The 15,602-nt window shown below is 37.9% G+C and carries 15 protein-coding genes; 6 read left to right on the forward strand and 9 right to left on the reverse strand.

Annotated features, from left to right (window positions below):
- Positions 1-193: 193 nt before the first annotated feature.
- A complete protein-coding gene (ompW, locus tag GWJ05_RS13310; RefSeq protein WP_036937138.1) occupies positions 194-841 on the forward strand; it encodes an outer membrane protein OmpW in 648 nt (215 codons plus the stop codon).
- Between the two features lie 673 nt (positions 842-1,514).
- Here ompW and GWJ05_RS13315 read toward each other — a convergent pair.
- The 7 genes from GWJ05_RS13315 to GWJ05_RS13345 all read right to left on the reverse strand — a co-directional run bounded on the left by GWJ05_RS13315 (position 1,515) and on the right by GWJ05_RS13345 (position 8,670).
- A complete protein-coding gene (locus GWJ05_RS13315) occupies positions 1,515-1,829 on the reverse strand; it encodes a BON domain-containing protein (protein ID WP_036937135.1) in 315 nt (104 codons plus the stop codon).
- Between the two features lie 274 nt (positions 1,830-2,103).
- The gene (gene trpA, locus GWJ05_RS13320; RefSeq protein WP_036937132.1) at positions 2,104-2,910 is read right to left on the reverse strand and encodes a tryptophan synthase subunit alpha; all 807 of its coding nucleotides are present in this window, start codon (positions 2,908-2,910) and stop codon (positions 2,104-2,106) included.
- Complete coding sequence (gene trpB, locus GWJ05_RS13325) at positions 2,910-4,100, reverse strand: tryptophan synthase subunit beta (protein ID WP_036937130.1); 1,191 nt, start codon at positions 4,098-4,100, stop codon at positions 2,910-2,912. The genes trpA and trpB overlap by 1 nt, the downstream gene beginning before the upstream one ends.
- A 39-nt stretch (positions 4,101-4,139) precedes the next feature.
- Positions 4,140-5,495, reverse strand: coding sequence for a bifunctional indole-3-glycerol-phosphate synthase TrpC/phosphoribosylanthranilate isomerase TrpF (trpCF, locus tag GWJ05_RS13330; RefSeq protein WP_087802499.1), 1,356 nt, complete (start codon positions 5,493-5,495; stop codon positions 4,140-4,142).
- A 4-nt stretch (positions 5,496-5,499) separates the two neighbouring features.
- On the reverse strand, positions 5,500-6,498 hold the full coding sequence (gene trpD / locus GWJ05_RS13335) for an anthranilate phosphoribosyltransferase (RefSeq protein ID WP_036937124.1): 999 nt from the start codon (positions 6,496-6,498) through the stop codon (positions 5,500-5,502).
- A gap of 1 nt (position 6,499) precedes the next feature.
- The gene (locus GWJ05_RS13340) at positions 6,500-7,093 is read right to left on the reverse strand and encodes a glutamine amidotransferase-related protein (protein WP_036937122.1); all 594 of its coding nucleotides are present in this window, start codon (positions 7,091-7,093) and stop codon (positions 6,500-6,502) included.
- Entirely contained in the window at positions 7,093-8,670 is a 1,578-nt protein-coding gene (locus tag GWJ05_RS13345) for an anthranilate synthase component 1 (RefSeq protein ID WP_161681442.1), read from the reverse strand. Before GWJ05_RS13345 ends, GWJ05_RS13340 begins: the two co-directional genes overlap by 1 nt.
- A gap of 308 nt (positions 8,671-8,978) precedes the next feature.
- Between GWJ05_RS13345 and rnm the strand changes: the two genes are divergently transcribed.
- From rnm to GWJ05_RS13365, 4 genes are all read left to right on the forward strand, one after another.
- The gene (gene rnm, locus GWJ05_RS13350) at positions 8,979-9,839 is read left to right on the forward strand and encodes an RNase RNM (RefSeq protein ID WP_036937117.1); all 861 of its coding nucleotides are present in this window, start codon (positions 8,979-8,981) and stop codon (positions 9,837-9,839) included.
- Between the two features lie 24 nt (positions 9,840-9,863).
- Entirely contained in the window at positions 9,864-10,484 is a 621-nt protein-coding gene (locus GWJ05_RS13355; RefSeq protein WP_036937114.1) for an L-threonylcarbamoyladenylate synthase, read from the forward strand.
- 405 nt (positions 10,485-10,889) lie between these two features.
- Entirely contained in the window at positions 10,890-11,813 is a 924-nt protein-coding gene (rluB, locus tag GWJ05_RS13360; RefSeq protein ID WP_036937111.1) for a 23S rRNA pseudouridine(2605) synthase RluB, read from the forward strand.
- Positions 11,814-11,995: 182 nt separating this feature from the next.
- Positions 11,996-12,946, forward strand: coding sequence for a hypothetical protein (locus tag GWJ05_RS13365; RefSeq protein WP_036937109.1), 951 nt, complete (start codon positions 11,996-11,998; stop codon positions 12,944-12,946).
- Positions 12,947-12,964: 18 nt separating this feature from the next.
- Here the strand turns inward: GWJ05_RS13365 and cobO are convergent, their stop codons facing one another.
- On the reverse strand, positions 12,965-13,555 hold the full coding sequence (gene cobO / locus GWJ05_RS13370; RefSeq protein WP_036937106.1) for a cob(I)yrinic acid a,c-diamide adenosyltransferase: 591 nt from the start codon (positions 13,553-13,555) through the stop codon (positions 12,965-12,967).
- A 19-nt stretch (positions 13,556-13,574) separates the two neighbouring features.
- Positions 13,575-14,336, reverse strand: coding sequence for a YciK family oxidoreductase (locus tag GWJ05_RS13375; RefSeq protein WP_180978772.1), 762 nt, complete (start codon positions 14,334-14,336; stop codon positions 13,575-13,577).
- Between the two features lie 213 nt (positions 14,337-14,549).
- Between GWJ05_RS13375 and sohB the strand changes: the two genes are divergently transcribed.
- Positions 14,550-15,596 (forward strand): protease SohB, encoded by a 1,047-nt coding sequence (gene sohB, locus GWJ05_RS13380; protein WP_036937103.1) that lies wholly within the window; start codon positions 14,550-14,552, stop codon positions 15,594-15,596.
- Positions 15,597-15,602 lie beyond the last annotated feature (6 nt).

Genomic DNA, 15,602 nt, shown 5'->3' on the forward strand with positions numbered 1-15,602 from the left:
ATAAGAAAAAATGGTATTAATGTGTAATTTGATGTGGATCAATTATAAATAATTATATTGATAAATAATAAAAAGAGAAATAACACTTTCTGCAAAAATAATTCCAAAGTTGTGATCGGTATTAGATCATAATTACCAATAAATGGTTATATTTTTAGCGGAGATTTTACTTATTACAGGAATGGGTTAAATAATGAAAAAACTTTCTGCGCTTATTTTAGCGGCTGCAACTCTTGCGCCTTCTATTTCTTTCGCTCACCAAGCGGGTGATTTCTTATTCCGTGCAGGTACTGCAACTGTTCGTCCTAATGCAGGTTCTGATGCAATATTAGGTGGCGACCATTTTGAAGTAAATAATAATACTCAATTAGGTTTAACCTTTGGGTATATGATCACTGATAATATTGGTGTTGAATTATTAGCAGCTACTCCTTTTGAGCATAAAATTTCATTAACTGGTGTGGGTGAAATTGCAAAAGTTAAACATTTACCACCGACATTAATGGCACAATATTACTTTGGTAATGGTGAAGATAAACTACGTCCTTATTTAGGCGCAGGCCTTAACTTTACTACGTTCTTTGATGAGAAATTCAATAACAACCCAGCTGTTGATGGTTTAGGTTTAAATGGACTTGATCTTAAGGATTCATGGGGCTTTGCAGCACAGGCAGGTTTAGATTATAACCTCGATAAAAACTGGATGCTGAATGCGTCTGTTTGGTGGATGAATATCGAAACAAAAGCAAGATTCAACAGTGAAGTTGGTAATAAAGACTTTGATGTTAAAACACGTTTAGACCCATTTGTATTTATGTTTGGTGTGGGTTATCGTTTCTAATTATTCTTTCTTTAAAAGAATGTCTCATAATGAAAAGCGAAGATTATCTTCGCTTTTTTTATGTTTTAAATTCATAAGACAAGGCTCATTTTTAGATTACCAAAAGATATCATTTTATTATTAATACTCAAAATAAGAGTCATTTTTAAATAGTGTTAAATAGAGAAAGATGTATTTAAAAAGGAACATTTAATATTTAAATATCTTTTAAGATGCATTTAATATGCATCTTAATGTTTAGCTATGAATAAAATGAAAATTATTTATTTTTATTTATTATTAATAAATACTCATTTTAATTGATAAAAAGGAGCATTTAATAGGTATATTTAAAATGCATCTTTATATTTGATTTTAGTAAAAGTACTTTATCTATCAATGAATAGATAAAATGAATAGAGAAATAAAAGGGGCGAATAAGATACCGCACTGATAATAACTGGATGATTATTTTTTGAACGCGAAATGATTAGTAATTCTTTTGTTTTGCTCTTTTTGTGAGCTATTTTTAGCATGAGATAAAAACAGGCTATTTTTAATTGATTTGAGTTTTTTACAAAATTTGATCTGCATTATGATAGCCCAGACAAATAAACATAAATTCATAAACGAAAAAAGACCACCGAAGTGGTCTAAAAAGTAAAGCTAAAGGAAGACTAGAATAAAAAGAGGATCAGCGAACAACCATTGAGTTGATAACGCCTTTTACACCTGTAACTTTGCGTGTTGTTTCAATGGCACGATTAGCATCCGCTTGAGAAGAGACGAAACCACTTAGTTGAACTTTACCTTTAAATGTCTCAACGCTAATTTGTGTTGAATTAAGGTTTTTTTCACCGATTAGTGCTGTTTTAACTTTGGTGGTGATCACGGAGTCATCAAAATAACCCCCAGTACCTTCTGATGTTGCAGTTGGAGAACATGCAGACAACGTAAATGCCATCAGTAATGCCGCCATGACAGCGGAGATTTTTGCCCATAGTTTCATTATCAAACTCCTTATACATTGCATAATTGATTGAGTATTTTTGAAAAGAAAACATAAAGCGCTTTATAAAGTATGTGCAAAAAATAAAATATTGCCAAATTTTTGTAGATATTGATTATGTTATTTTTTGTGAAAAAAAAAGAAATTGTGCCATTTCATGCGGACTAAGCCCCAAAGTAGGCTTTCAAAAGCGTGAGTCAATAAATGATGAATTAAGAGAAATCCGCTTAGAAAAATAGCAAACTATTCTTCTAAAGCGGATCCAATAAGAACATTAGACGATTGTTGCCACTTTCATTTCTTTGGCAAATTGAGTGAGCGCTTTAAGCATTATTTCAGGTTGATGAAGGTTTTTCTCAATAATTTGTACTACGGCAGATCCTGAAATAGCACCCGTGGCACCATTTGCAATAGCTTCTTTGACTTGTTTTGGCTCTGAAATACCAAATCCTTGCAATGCAGGTGGTGCATTATAGGTTTTTAATTTATCTGTAAGGTGTGTTAGCGATTGTTCAGCACGTTTATCTGTCCCTGTCACGCCAGCTCTTGAGAGTAAATAGGTATAGCCTTTACCTGAGATGGCTAATTCTTGTAAAAGCTCATCATCAGCATTAGGCGGGCAAATAAAGATAGGATCGATATTCGCTCGTTGCGCTGCTTCTCGGAACTCTTTTGATTCACGTAAGGGCACATCACCAATTAAGACAGAATCGACACCAGCTTGTTGGCATTTACTATAAAAGTTATCAATACCATTACTAAAAACAAGGTTGGCATAAACTAATAGACCAATAGGAATATTAGGGTGTTTTTTACGTACATTGGTTAATAGAGCAAAGCAATCGGTGGGTGTTACACCAACATTGAGGGCACGCAAATTAGCACCTTGAATAGTAGGGCCATCAGCAAGAGGATCGGAAAAAGGAATACCAATCTCTAAAGCATCTGCACCACCTTCAATTAACGCATCAATAATTTGTAGTGACAGCTCAGGAGAAGGATCACCTAATGTGACAAAGGGAACAAATGCACCTTGTTGTTTTTGTGCTAATGCATCAAAGCAGTTTTGATAACGGCTCATTAGATTTCTCCTCTTGCTGCTAAAATATCGTTTACAGTAAAAATGTCTTTATCGCCACGGCCTGATAAGTTCACAATCAGTAATTGCTCTTTATCAGGATTTTGTGCAATTAATTTAAGTGCGTAAGCTAGAGCATGAGAAGATTCTAATGCTGGAATAATCCCTTCTCGGCGAGAAAGTGCTTTAAAGGCTTCAATGGCTTCATCATCGGTAACAGAAACATAATCAGCACGACCAATGCTATTTAAATGTGCGTGCTGTGGCCCGACAGATGGGAAATCAAGGCCTGCTGAAATTGAATATGACTCTTCGATTTGTCCTTCATCAGTCTGCATAATAGGGGATTTCATCCCAAAATAGATCCCTAATTTACCATGTTTCAGTGGTGCACCATGTTCACCCGTTTCAATGCCTTTACCTGCAGGTTCAACACCAATTAGCTGTACTGACGTTTCAGGAATAAATGAAGCAAATAATCCGATAGCATTTGAACCACCACCAATACAGGCAATAGCTGCATCGGGTAGACGGCCTTCACGCTCTAGGATCTGCGCTTTAGCTTCATCACCAATCATACGTTGGAATTCACGTACAATTGTTGGATAAGGATGTGGGCCTGCGGCTGTTCCTAGTAAATAGTGAGCGCGATCGTAACAACCAGACCAGTCGCGTAATGCTTCATTACAGGCATCTTTTAGGGTAGATGAACCACTATGAACGGGAATAACTTCAGCCCCCATTAAACGCATACGAAAGACGTTAGGTGATTGACGTTCAACGTCTTTTGCACCCATATAGATACGACATTTCATATTAAGTAGTGCGCAGGCCAAAGCAGTTGCAACACCATGTTGACCAGCACCCGTTTCTGCAATTATTTCGGTTTTTCCCATACGTTTTGCCAGTAGTGCTTGACCTAATACTTGGTTAGTTTTATGAGCGCCACCATGCAGTAAATCTTCACGTTTTAGATATAAACGAGTTCGCGTGCCTTCTGTTAAATTACGGCAAAGGGTTAATGCTGTTGGCCTACCTGCATAATTTTTTAATAAATCTTGGAATTCTTGCTGAAATGACGGATCGTTTTGTGCATCAATAAACGCTTGTTCGAGTTGATCCAAGGCAGGAATTAAGATTTCAGGTACATATTGGCCACCAAATTCGCCAAAGTAGGGGTTAAGTTTTCTCATTGTGATGTCATCCTGTTTAAAATTTTATCTTTATGAAATTTAGTTTAGCTGTAATTGTGCAAATACTTGTTTCAGACGTTGTGCATCTTTTATGCCAGGAGCTGATTCTACTCCAGAGTTAAAATCAAGCCCGATACAGCCTGTTTTAACGGCATCCAAACAGTTTTCACTATTAAGACCGCCTGCAAGTAATGCTTTTTCACGTATTGTGTTTGGAATTTTTTGCCAATTAAACGTTGTTCCTGTACCGCCTGTGCCGTTATCAAGTACATATTTATTAACGTGTAAAACAGGAGGGATATCACTGTGGATTGCCATGTTTATTGCTTGCCAAATCTCACAGCTAGGTTGAATTTTTTGTCTAAGTTGCTCAATAAACTGAGTATCTTCTTGCCCATGTAATTGAATGGCAGATAACTTGAGTTTTTCAGCATAGTCACAAATAAGTGCAATGGGCTGGTTTTGAAAAACACCTACAAATGCTAAGGGGGCTTGTGTTATCAACTCTTGAGCTTGTGACAGTGTCACTTTGCGTGGGGATTTTTCTGCGAAAATCAGTCCTGCATAATAAGCACCGGCTTGATAAGCTGCTTTTACATCTTGTGTACGAGTTAACCCGCACACTTTATGCTTTCCCAAAACAAGTGCTCTTACCGCTTGGTCAATATTCTCTTGTGACATTAAGGCACTGCCTACCAGAAAACCATTAGCATATTGGCTTAACTCTTGGACTTGCTGGTGGGTATGAATACCAGACTCGCTGATCACGATTGCATCTTCAGGTAATCCTTGGCTTAATTGCGGAGTACGCGCTAAATCAATAGAGAGATCACGCAAGTCGCGATTATTAATACCAATAACTTTGGCATTAAGCTTAATTGCTCGTTGACGCTCTTCTTCTGTGCTGACTTCGGTCAATACACCCATATTTAATTGATGAGCAACCGCTGATAGCGCACGATATTGTTCATCATCTAAGACAGACAGCATTAATAAGATGGCATCTGCTTGATAAAAACGTGCTAAATAGATTTGGTATTCATCAATAATAAAATCTTTGCACAAAACGGGCTGATGCACGGCTTGGCTGACTTGACGTAAATAATCAAAGTTCCCTTGAAAATACTTTTCATCCGTTAATACCGAAATTGCCGCAGCATAAGGCTGATAAATTTTTGCAATTGTAGCGGGATCAAAATCAGCACGAATTAATCCTTTTGAGGGCGATGCTTTTTTACACTCTAAAATAAAAACAGTATTAGGCTGAGTTAATGCCTGATAAAACGAGCGTGTTGATGGCACTATTTGATGCACAAATTCTGATAATGGTTGGCTTGCTTTACGTGCAATCAGATATTCTGCTTTATCTTTTACAATGGCGTTTAATACAGTCATGTTTTTATCCTCTTGTTGCTAATGCAGTTACGCGGTTTATTGCTTTACCGCTATAAATGGTTTGCATAGCAACTTCAGTGTTCATTTTTAAATCTTCTTGCCCATGTAAACGCATTAATAAAGCGACATTAGCTGCGACAGATTCGGTATGTGCTCTTTTTCCTTCACCTTGCAGTAAATTTGCCAATAATTGGCGGTTAACTTCAGGTGTACCACCTTCCAAATCGTTCATTGAACAAGGACGAAGACCAAAATCACTTGGTGTGAGTTCATAACGTGTAATTTCACCATGACGTAATTCAGCGACTTGAGTCGGTGCATGTAACGACACTTCATCCATACCGCCACTATGTACCACGGCGGCGCGTTCATAACCCAATACTTTTAGCGTGTCTGCAATAGGCATTAATAATTCAGGGCTATAAACACCAATTAATGCTAATGGTGGGCGAGCTGGATTAATCAAGGGACCTAATACGTTAAATAAGGTGCGTGTTTTTAGTTGTTGGCGCACAGGGGCTGCAAAACGAAAACCACTGTGATACTGCGGTGCAAATAAAAAGCAAAGTCCCACTTCATCTAATAATTGACGCGCATCATCTGCACTTCTATCTAATGGAATGCCAAAAGCAGCGAGTAAGTCGGATGAGCCTGAGCGACTAGATACGCTACGATTACCGTGTTTGGCAACTTTAATACCTATTTCTGCTGCCACGAATGCACTAGCGGTTGAGATGTTGATGCTGTTCGCGCCGTCACCTCCTGTACCAACAATATCGCAAAAAGTGTAATCAGGGCGAGGAAATGGCAGTGCATTTTCAAGTAATGCACGTACGGCACCGGCGATTTCTTGTGGGTGTTCACCACGCATTTTCATACTAATTAATACAGCGGCTAATTGTGATTCCGTTAACTCACCGCGAATAATAGCGTTAAACAGTGTTTGACTTTCTTCTAATGTTAACTGTTGCGCACTAAATAATTTGTTGAAGATAGTTTCCATTTTATGCGTCTCCTTTAGGAGTTAATGCCCATGCGATTGTTTGTTCTAAAAGTTGTGCGCCTTTTGTGGTTAAAATTGATTCTGGGTGAAATTGAAAACCACAGGTTTTATGTTGACGGTGGCGTACCGCCATAACAGTGTTATCGCACCACGCATTGATAATAAGTTGTTCTGGAACGTGTTCTCCTGAAAGCGAATGATAACGAGCAACAGGTAAAGGATTGGGTAAATTAATAAACATCTCACTGTTATCATGTAAAGCTAATGTCGCTTTACCGTGTAAGATCTCTCCACATGAAGAAACTTTGCCACCATAAGCTTCAATGATGGCTTGATGGCCTAAACAGATGCCAACAACAGGTAATGTACCTAGTACACGCTTCAACAGTTCAGGCATACAGCCCGCTTGTGAAGGTGCTCCTGGCCCTGGCGATAACAGTAAAATAGGGTTATTTAGTTCATGTAATTTTTGTTCAATAAAATCGGCCGTTACATTATTGCGATATATGACGACTGTATTACCAAGGCTACGCAGTTGATCGACAAGGTTGTATGTAAAAGAGTCGATATTATCGAGAAGTAAGATAGTTGCCATTAGCAAGCCTCCTGGGTGGGTATTTCTGTGTGAGCTTGTAAAATGGCATTGATAACGGCTTGTGATTTATTGCGCGTCTCTTCCGCTTCCATTTTTGGATCTGAATCGAGCACAATTCCAGCACCAACTTGAATAGTTGCAATATTATTTTCAACATAGGCAGAGCGAATAACTATGCAAGTATCAAAATCACCGGCACCCGTAAAATAACCAATGGCTCCACCATAGCTACCACGTTTCGTTTTTTCGTAACGAGCAATTAATTGCATAGCACTGACTTTAGGGGCGCCAGATAGTGTTCCCATATTCATACATGCTTGGTAAGCATGGAAAATATCTAAATCATCACGTAATTTTCCAACCACTCTAGATACTAAATGCATCACAAAAGCATAACGATCAACTTTTGTTAGCTCTGCAACATAGCGGCTACCAGCTTGGCAAATACGCGCTAAATCATTACGCGCCAAATCAACTAACATTAAATGCTCTGAAAGTTCTTTGGTGTCAGTACGCATTTCTAGCTCTATACGACTGTCTAAATCCGCATTAATTGAACCATCGGCATTGCGCCCTCTAGGACGAGTTCCCGCAATAGGGTAAATTTCAATTTGGCGATCACTGGTTTGATATTTCAGTGCGCTTTCTGGTGATGCACCAAAAACGGTAAATAACGCATCTTGCATATAAAACAGATACGGGCTTGGGTTTTTCTGTTTCAACACTTGATATGCGGCAAGTGGTGAAGGGCAAGTAACTTGAAAGCGACGTGATGGCACGACTTGAAAAATATCACCACGACGAATATAGGTTTTCATTGCTTCAACGATATCACCATAGCCTTTATCGTCCATATTGGTGTGTATTGTTGATCTTTCTGCTGTTAAAGCGTGGCGAATAGGGTGTTTTAACGGCTGTTTAGCTAGCGCTACCAGTTGTGATTGTCGTGAAGCAAGACGTTGACACTCGGTTTTATTATCAGTAAATGAAATGGAAACTAATTGGCTATCTTTGTTTTGATGGTCGATCACAATTAATTGTTCGGCTAAATAAAAGCAATAATCAGGGCAAGAAAAATCACTTTCTAATTCAGGAATAGATTCAAATCCACAGACTAAGTCATATGCAAATAAGCCACCTACAAAGATAAAGTTTGCATCTTTCGTCTCTTTATCGCCCAGAAAAAAGCGTAATGCATCAAATATGTTGGCTGATTTTAATTTGCTTTCTTCATCTATTTCTTGTGAAGGTGACGCAAAAGTAAAAACACACTGTTTATCGCTTTCTAATGTTAAATCAGCTTTTTCTTTTAATGCGATTTTTAATGCAGGTAATAACGCTTGCCCATTGACGCTTAATGCATCAATAGTAACTTGATTTTTTATTGCACTAATACGTAATGCACTATCAACAATCAACAAACTTTTTAAGTTTGTTTTAGTGTCGATTTGTGCGGATTCTAATAATAATGTGTAATGTTGATTTTCACATAATGTATTGAAAAGCAAAGCGGGTTCGCTGTGATAAGGCAGTGGCGTTGCCTTGGTATTAAATGAGAATGCAAGTGATGTATTCATTGTTATCGCTCTATATTATTTTCTTTATTGACTGTTTTTAAAGCATAAAAAAACCCGCGTAGGCGGGTTTTAGATATCACTGACGTTAAGCCGGAGATCAAACCGCCCATAAAAGAGTATTACGCCACCAAAGAGCGATAAGATGTTGATTGATATTCATAAGATCTCCTTACAGCTAACGACAGATAAATAGAAAGTGAACTAGCTCGTGTTGCGTACTAGTAAACTGGATTGAGTTAGGTTCGTCAAGTACTTTATGGCATACTCTTTAAAAATTATTATCTTGTTAAGATGAAATGGGAGAAGCGATGACTGAAGGGCTATCTGATTTAAGAGTGATTTATGATTTACACAGCCACACTACCGCGTCAGATGGCGAGCTTTCACCAGAAGAATTGATTGATAGAGCGATAGAGCGTCAAATTAATGTTTTAGCCATTACCGATCACGATACAACAGCGGCGATTGCGCCTGCTAATCAATATATAGCAGAAAAAAATCTGCCACTTACTCTGATATCAGGTGTCGAAATATCGACTTTGTGGGAGAATATAGAAATCCACATCGTTGGATTAAATATAGATATCGACCATAACGCGATGAAGTTGCTCCTTTCATCACAAAGTCAATGTCGTGAAACACGTGCGATAATGATAGGTGAGCGATTAGAAAAAGCAGGTATCGCCAATGCTTTTGAAGGCGCTAAAGCGCTAGCGCATGGTGGGCAAGTAACTAGAGGGCATTTTGCCCGCTTTTTAGTGAATGATGGGCATGTTGCTTCAGTTAATAAAGTTTTTAAACGCTATTTAGCGAAAGGAAAAACAGGCTATGTACCTCCACAGTGGTGCTCAATAGGTGACGCTGTCACAGCAATTCATGCCGCTGGTGGTGTTGCAGTATTAGCCCATCCAGGTCGATATGGTCTATCCTCTAAATGGTTAAAACGATTAACACTTTATTTTAAACAACAAGGTGGTGATGCAATCGAAGTGGCACAATGCCAACAACCACCACAAGAACGGGAACAACACGCAGCATTAGCCCAATGTTATGAGTTAAAGGCTTCGTTAGGTTCTGATTTTCATCGTCCTTGCTCGTGGATAGAGTTGGGACGTAATTTATGGTTACCCGGTGGCGTTGAACCAGTTTGGTCGCTATGGCAGGAGTAACATCAGAAATTCGTTGAGGGATGTATGAGCCAACTTTTTTATATTCACCCAGATAATCCGCAGGCTCGTTTAATTGAACAAAGTGCTGATATTTTACGCAAAGGCGGCGTGGTGATTTATCCAACAGATTCTGGCTATGCTATAGGCTGTTGTTTAGAAAATAAAGATGCAATGACGCGAATTTGTCGTATTCGCCAATTAGATAAAAACCATAATTTCACACTAATGTGTCGTGATTTGTCTGAAATCGCTAATTACGCTTATGTTGATAATGTGGTATTTCGTTTAATTAAAAATAACACTCCTGGTAATTACACGTTTATCTTAAAAGCGACTAAAGATGTACCAAAGCGTTTGATGAATGATAAACGCAAAACGATTGGCCTACGTGTTCCTTCTAACCCTATTGCATTAGCATTGTTAGAAAATATTGGTGAGCCATTGATGTCAACAAGCCTGATTTTACCAGGTAATGATTTCGCAGAGTCTGATCCTGAAGAGATAAATGATTTATTAAGCAAACAGGTCGATTTAGTGATCCATGGTGGCTATTTAGGGCAAAAACCCACAACGGTGATTGACTTAACGGATGATAGCCCGGTGATAGTGCGAGAAGGCACTGGAGATATTACTCCATTTCAGTAAATGATTTGGCCGATTAAACTTAATATCGATTCGATAGACATATAGTGAAGAAATTTATTGTGAGCTAAAGAGATAACAGGTGAAGGGATTTATCGCTTGTGTTAAATTTATACATTGCGATAAAAATCACGGTGTTTGTTTTTTAATCAGTCATGTCAATAAGCGTTCTCATTGAGGCGTTAATATTACATAACGAGAAAAAGCAGTAAAACCGTTATTACTATTTTGTCGAGACTATTTATCACAATGTTGAGGTGAACAATCATCAACATTGTTCGTTATTGAATCAATAAACCTGTGTTTATTAGTGAATTTAATAAACATGGGTTATTTTTTACTTAATTGATTTTTAAAAATTAATTCTATTTTTATGACGCCTGTGAAGGCGACACATGAGGTTGTTTCATGAGCGATAAATCGCAACGCACTGAAAAATTACAAAAAATCCTTGCTCGTTCTGGTCACGGCTCTCGTCGTGAGATTGAAGGTTACCTTCAAGAAGGACGTATTAGCATTGATGGTACAAAAGCAAAATTAGGTGATCGTATTGATGTCACCACAACAGCAAAAATCCGCTTAGATGGCCGTATTTTAAATATTCGCGAAGCCCAAAAAGATGTTTGTCGAGTGTTGGCGTATTATAAACCTGAAGGTGAACTGTGTACTCGTAGTGATCCACAAGGCCGTCCTACCGTTTTCCAACGCCTTCCTCGTCTTAATAGTGCTCGCTGGATCGCTGTAGGACGTCTTGATGTGAATACCAGCGGATTATTGCTATTTACGACAGATGGTGAATTAGCTAACCGCTTAATGCACCCAAGTCGTGAAGTTGAGCGTGAATATGCGGTACGTGTTTTTGGTGAAATTGATGATGCTAAAATTCGTCAGTTAACTCGTGGCGTACAATTGGAAGATGGTCCTGCATCATTTCGCTCTGTTTCTTATCGTGGCGGTGAAGGAATTAACCAATGGTACAACGTTTCACTGACAGAAGGTCGTAACCGTGAAGTTCGTCGTATGTGGGAAGCCGTTGGTGTTCAAGTAAGCCGTCTTATTCGTGTTCGTTATGGTGATATTGATTTACCTAAAGGTTTGCCACGTGGTGGTTGGGTTGAACTTGGATTAGAGCAAATTAATTACTTGCGTCAACTTGTCGAATTAAATGACGAAACAGTGACAAAAGTTGCTGTAGAAAAAGATCAACGCCGAATTAAAGCAAATCAAATTCGTCGTGCGGTTAAGCGTCATACTAAAATATCGGCACGTACGTCTACGTCACCTGCAAAAAGAGCGTCTAGTCGTCGTCAATCGGCAGGAAATAATAAATAAGTTTCGAATAATTATTTATTATTTTAAATTAAAATATCATTTTAAAAAAGAAGTGCCCTATTAAAGTAGGGCGCTTTTTTTTTGACTACTTTCTTTTTATTATAAATCTATTTATGATAATTATTCTATTAGAACGTATTTGTTAATAATTTTATATTTAACGATAAGGTATTCAAAATAATATGTATCGTTATTTTTATTTGATAACTGTGCTATATACAATCTCTTTAGTAACCGGGTGTGATAATCCTGCAATAAGAGAAAAACAAAATGGTGTTTTCTACATCAACAATAATCAATTAGAACTTTTAAAATTCACAATTGATAATACTCATTTTGTAATGGAAAAAGGTGAAGTTAAAAAAATTAAGCTTAATGATGGAATGCATGTGTTGGTTGATAGTCAGGGAAAGAAAAGTGTCTTTATGATCTATCCAGGGAACCGAGGTGGGATTATTAACCCTGACAGAGACATATACTATAGTTTTACAACGGTATTTAAGCAAGAGAGTCGATTATTGGAAAGTATTCGTATAGAAGAGCGTGCAATATGGGTTAACGGTATGCTTGTAAGAGGTGCGATTGCTAGTTCTGACTCTCTTTTTATTGATAACAATATATTCAATTGTGATATCCCAATAGATGAATCAATACCTACTTACTTGCCTGATTGGGAAGGAAACGAAAAGGTAAATGTATTGACTAAATGTTTTTCAAAAGATGATTTTCATCAATATATAGCTAAATATCCTTATGGTATTAATTTTTATTCTGAGCGTGATTTATTAACTCAATATTCAACAAAAGATAATTTTAGTTGGATAGACGAAAATAATACCAGAACGGATAGTTTGCTCCCGTTAGAATATAATTTTAAATTTTGTAATGAAAAATTAACAGGGGAAGCAAAGAGTATTTATAAAATAATGGAGCAATATTTAGCATCAAGGGATCCGGAAGAAAAGCAAGTATTTTATGATGAATATCATAAACATGTAATCAAAATGGCGATTATTTATAATCAACAACTACAGAATAATATTTTTGTTGATAGAGAAGCTTATTTAGAGTTCATGAAAACGAATGGGCGCCTATTTGGCGCAGGTATTTTAGGTGAGCCCATTCTCATTTAATATTTTCTATAATAGTGGCTACCAATCTATGCCTTTTTGCGCTTTTATTCCACTGTCAAAAGCATGTTTGATAGGGCGCATTTCGGTTACGGTATCAGCTAGTTCAATTAATTTTCTATGGCAGCCTCTCCCTGTAATAATTACGTTTTGCTGAGAGGGGCGAGAACTAATCGCTGAAATAACTTCATCTAATGGTAAATAGTTGAAGCTAATCATATAGGTGATTTCATCAAGGATAACGAGATTGTATTCTGGATCATTTAGTAGTTTGAGTGCATATTGCCAAGTATTCAAACAGGCGGCAGTGTCGGCGCTTTTATCTTGAGTTTCCCAAGTAAACCCTGTTTCCATCACATAGAAAGGTACACCAAACTGTTCTAATAGATTACGCTCACCGTTTTCCCAAGTCCCTTTAATAAATTGCACAACACCGACCTTTTTTTGATGGCCAACAGCACGAGTTGCTGTCCCCATCGCCGCCGTCGTTTTCCCTTTACCATTACCTGTAAAGATCATCAAAATACCTTGCTCTCGTTGAGCTTGCTCAATTCGGGTATCGACTTTTTCTTTTAAACGTTGTTGGCGTTTTTGGTGTTGTGCATCATTCATTTTTTACCTCGAATTTACATTATTCAGCTGGGCCGGCTTTGCGACCAGGTTGAGCATCTAAAGATTGTCCTTTCACATCAATGCTGTCATCACTCATTAGGTAGAGGTATAACGGCATTAAATCTTTGGGCGTTTTTAGTTTTTGTGCATTTTCATCTGGGAATGCACTCGCTCTCATTGCGGTACGGGTACCACCAGGATTAATGCAGTTAATACGTAAGGTACTGTCGTTATATTCTTCATTAAGTACCTGCATAAGGCCTTCTGTTGCGAATTTAGAGACAGAATAAGCCCCCCAACCATAACGACCTTGGCGACCTACACTGGATGTCGTGAGAATAAGGCTTGCATGAGGTGCTTTGAGCATTAGCGGTAATAGTGCTTTTGTCAGCATAAATGTTGCATTGACATTGACTTGCATAACATCATGCCAAAGGTTGCTTGGTTGGTTAATAATAGGCTCAACAACGCCCAATAAACCTGCATTTTGTAATACGCCATCAAGATGAGGGAAGCGTTTAACGAGGGTATCCGCAAATTGCTGAAAGTCATTTTCTGTCGCGGTGAGTAAATCAAGTGGATATAACATAGGTTGTTGGCCACCTGATGTGATGATTTCTTCTTGAACATCTTCAAGTTTTGATAAAGTGCGACCTAATAAGATAAGTGTTGCGCCATATTGCGCATAAGTTAGCGCGGCTTCTTTTCCTATGCCATCACCAGCACCTGTTACTAGAATAATTTTATCTTTTAGCACGCTATGATCCGGTTGATATTGCAACATATTGATATCCTGTCTAGTAAAAAGTAAATAAAGTGTAACGTCTTATTGCTCTAGCGACCAGTTTAGTCTGTTTCTTTGTTTACAATTGCTGACTATTTTCTTTATGGTATTGCCCATAATTATGCCTTTGTGACTAGCGCTAAAGCAGAATTTCGTTAAACTAGGCATATTGGTTTTAGTCAGTGTTATTAACCTTAAAAAGAGGTCTTTGTGGAGTATATTTTACAATATGGACTGTTTTTAGCAGAGATTGCCACTGTTGTCGTGGCTATTATCGCTATTGTGTTGTTTTTTATCGTCATTGGAAATAAAAAGCAAAGTCGAAAAGGAACGTTAAAAGTGACAGATCTTGCTGAAGCTTATGAAGAAAAACAGCGAGTGATGCAACAAGCGAGAATGGATGATGCTGAATTAAAGGTCTGGTACAAAGCGTTTAAAAAACAGCAGAAAAAAGAAAGTAAACAAAGTAAGCACAATGCAAAGGAAGGTAAAAAAGGTGTCGTAAAACCTTGCTTATATGTTCTTGATTTCAAAGGTAGTATGGATGCACATGAAGTGGGTGCATTACGCGAAGAGATCAGCGCCATTCTTTCTGTTGCCCAAACTGGTGATGAAGTTTTACTACGTTTAGAAAGCCCTGGTGGCATGGTCCACGGATATGGACTAGCAGCAGCGCAATTGACACGTTTAAAAGAAAAGGGGATTAAACTCACTGCCGTTGTTGATAAAGTGGCCGCAAGTGGGGGATATATGATGGCCTGTGTGGCAGATAAAATCGTCGCCGCACCTTTCGCGATTATTGGCTCAATTGGTGTTGTTGCTCAAATTCCCAATATTCACCGTTTGCTCAAGAAAAACGATATTGATGTGGAATTACACACTGCTGGTGAATATAAGCGGACATTAACTTTGTTGGGTGAGAACACAGAAGAAGGTCGTGAGAAATTTAAGCAAGATCTCAATGAAACACATCTGTTATTTAAATCTTTTGTACATAAATACCGCCCTCAACTTGATATTGATAGTGTTGCAACAGGTGAATATTGGTACGGCACAGAAGCCCTAAATAAAGGCTTAATTGATGAAGTTGGTGTGAGTGATGATTGGTTAATTAATCACATTAACGACTACGAAGTTTTTTCTGTTCAATATGTTCTTAAAAAGAAAATGGTTGAGCGTGTTACTGGCGGTGCGATGGAAAGCGTTGATAAACTGATGATGCGTTGGGTGCAAAGAAGTAAAAAACCATTGCTATAAGTGAAA

Source organism: Proteus sp. G2626 (assembly GCF_009915985.1).
GTDB classification, from domain to species: domain Bacteria; phylum Pseudomonadota; class Gammaproteobacteria; order Enterobacterales; family Enterobacteriaceae; genus Proteus; species Proteus vulgaris.

Bases quoted from the DNA above. Each gene is read 5' to 3' on its own strand.
- ompW (WP_036937138.1), top strand. From the start codon at position 194: ATGAAAAAACTTTCTGCGCTTATTTTAGCGGCTGCAACTCTTGCGCCT.
- GWJ05_RS13315 (WP_036937135.1), bottom strand. From the start codon at position 1,829: ATGAAACTATGGGCAAAAATCTCCGCTGTCATGGCGGCATTACTGATG.
- trpA (WP_036937132.1), bottom strand. From the start codon at position 2,910: ATGAGCCGTTATCAAAACTGCTTTGATGCATTAGCACAAAAACAACAA.
- trpB (WP_036937130.1), bottom strand. From the start codon at position 4,100: ATGAGAAAACTTAACCCCTACTTTGGCGAATTTGGTGGCCAATATGTA.
- trpCF (WP_087802499.1), bottom strand. From the start codon at position 5,495: ATGACTGTATTAAACGCCATTGTAAAAGATAAAGCAGAATATCTGATT.
- trpD (WP_036937124.1), bottom strand. From the start codon at position 6,498: ATGGAAACTATCTTCAACAAATTATTTAGTGCGCAACAGTTAACATTA.
- GWJ05_RS13340 (WP_036937122.1), bottom strand. From the start codon at position 7,093: ATGGCAACTATCTTACTTCTCGATAATATCGACTCTTTTACATACAAC.
- GWJ05_RS13345 (WP_161681442.1), bottom strand. From the start codon at position 8,670: ATGAATACATCACTTGCATTCTCATTTAATACCAAGGCAACGCCACTG.
- rnm (WP_036937117.1), top strand. From the start codon at position 8,979: ATGACTGAAGGGCTATCTGATTTAAGAGTGATTTATGATTTACACAGC.
- GWJ05_RS13355 (WP_036937114.1), top strand. From the start codon at position 9,864: ATGAGCCAACTTTTTTATATTCACCCAGATAATCCGCAGGCTCGTTTA.
- rluB (WP_036937111.1), top strand. From the start codon at position 10,890: ATGAGCGATAAATCGCAACGCACTGAAAAATTACAAAAAATCCTTGCT.
- GWJ05_RS13365 (WP_036937109.1), top strand. From the start codon at position 11,996: ATGTATCGTTATTTTTATTTGATAACTGTGCTATATACAATCTCTTTA.
- cobO (WP_036937106.1), bottom strand. From the start codon at position 13,555: ATGAATGATGCACAACACCAAAAACGCCAACAACGTTTAAAAGAAAAA.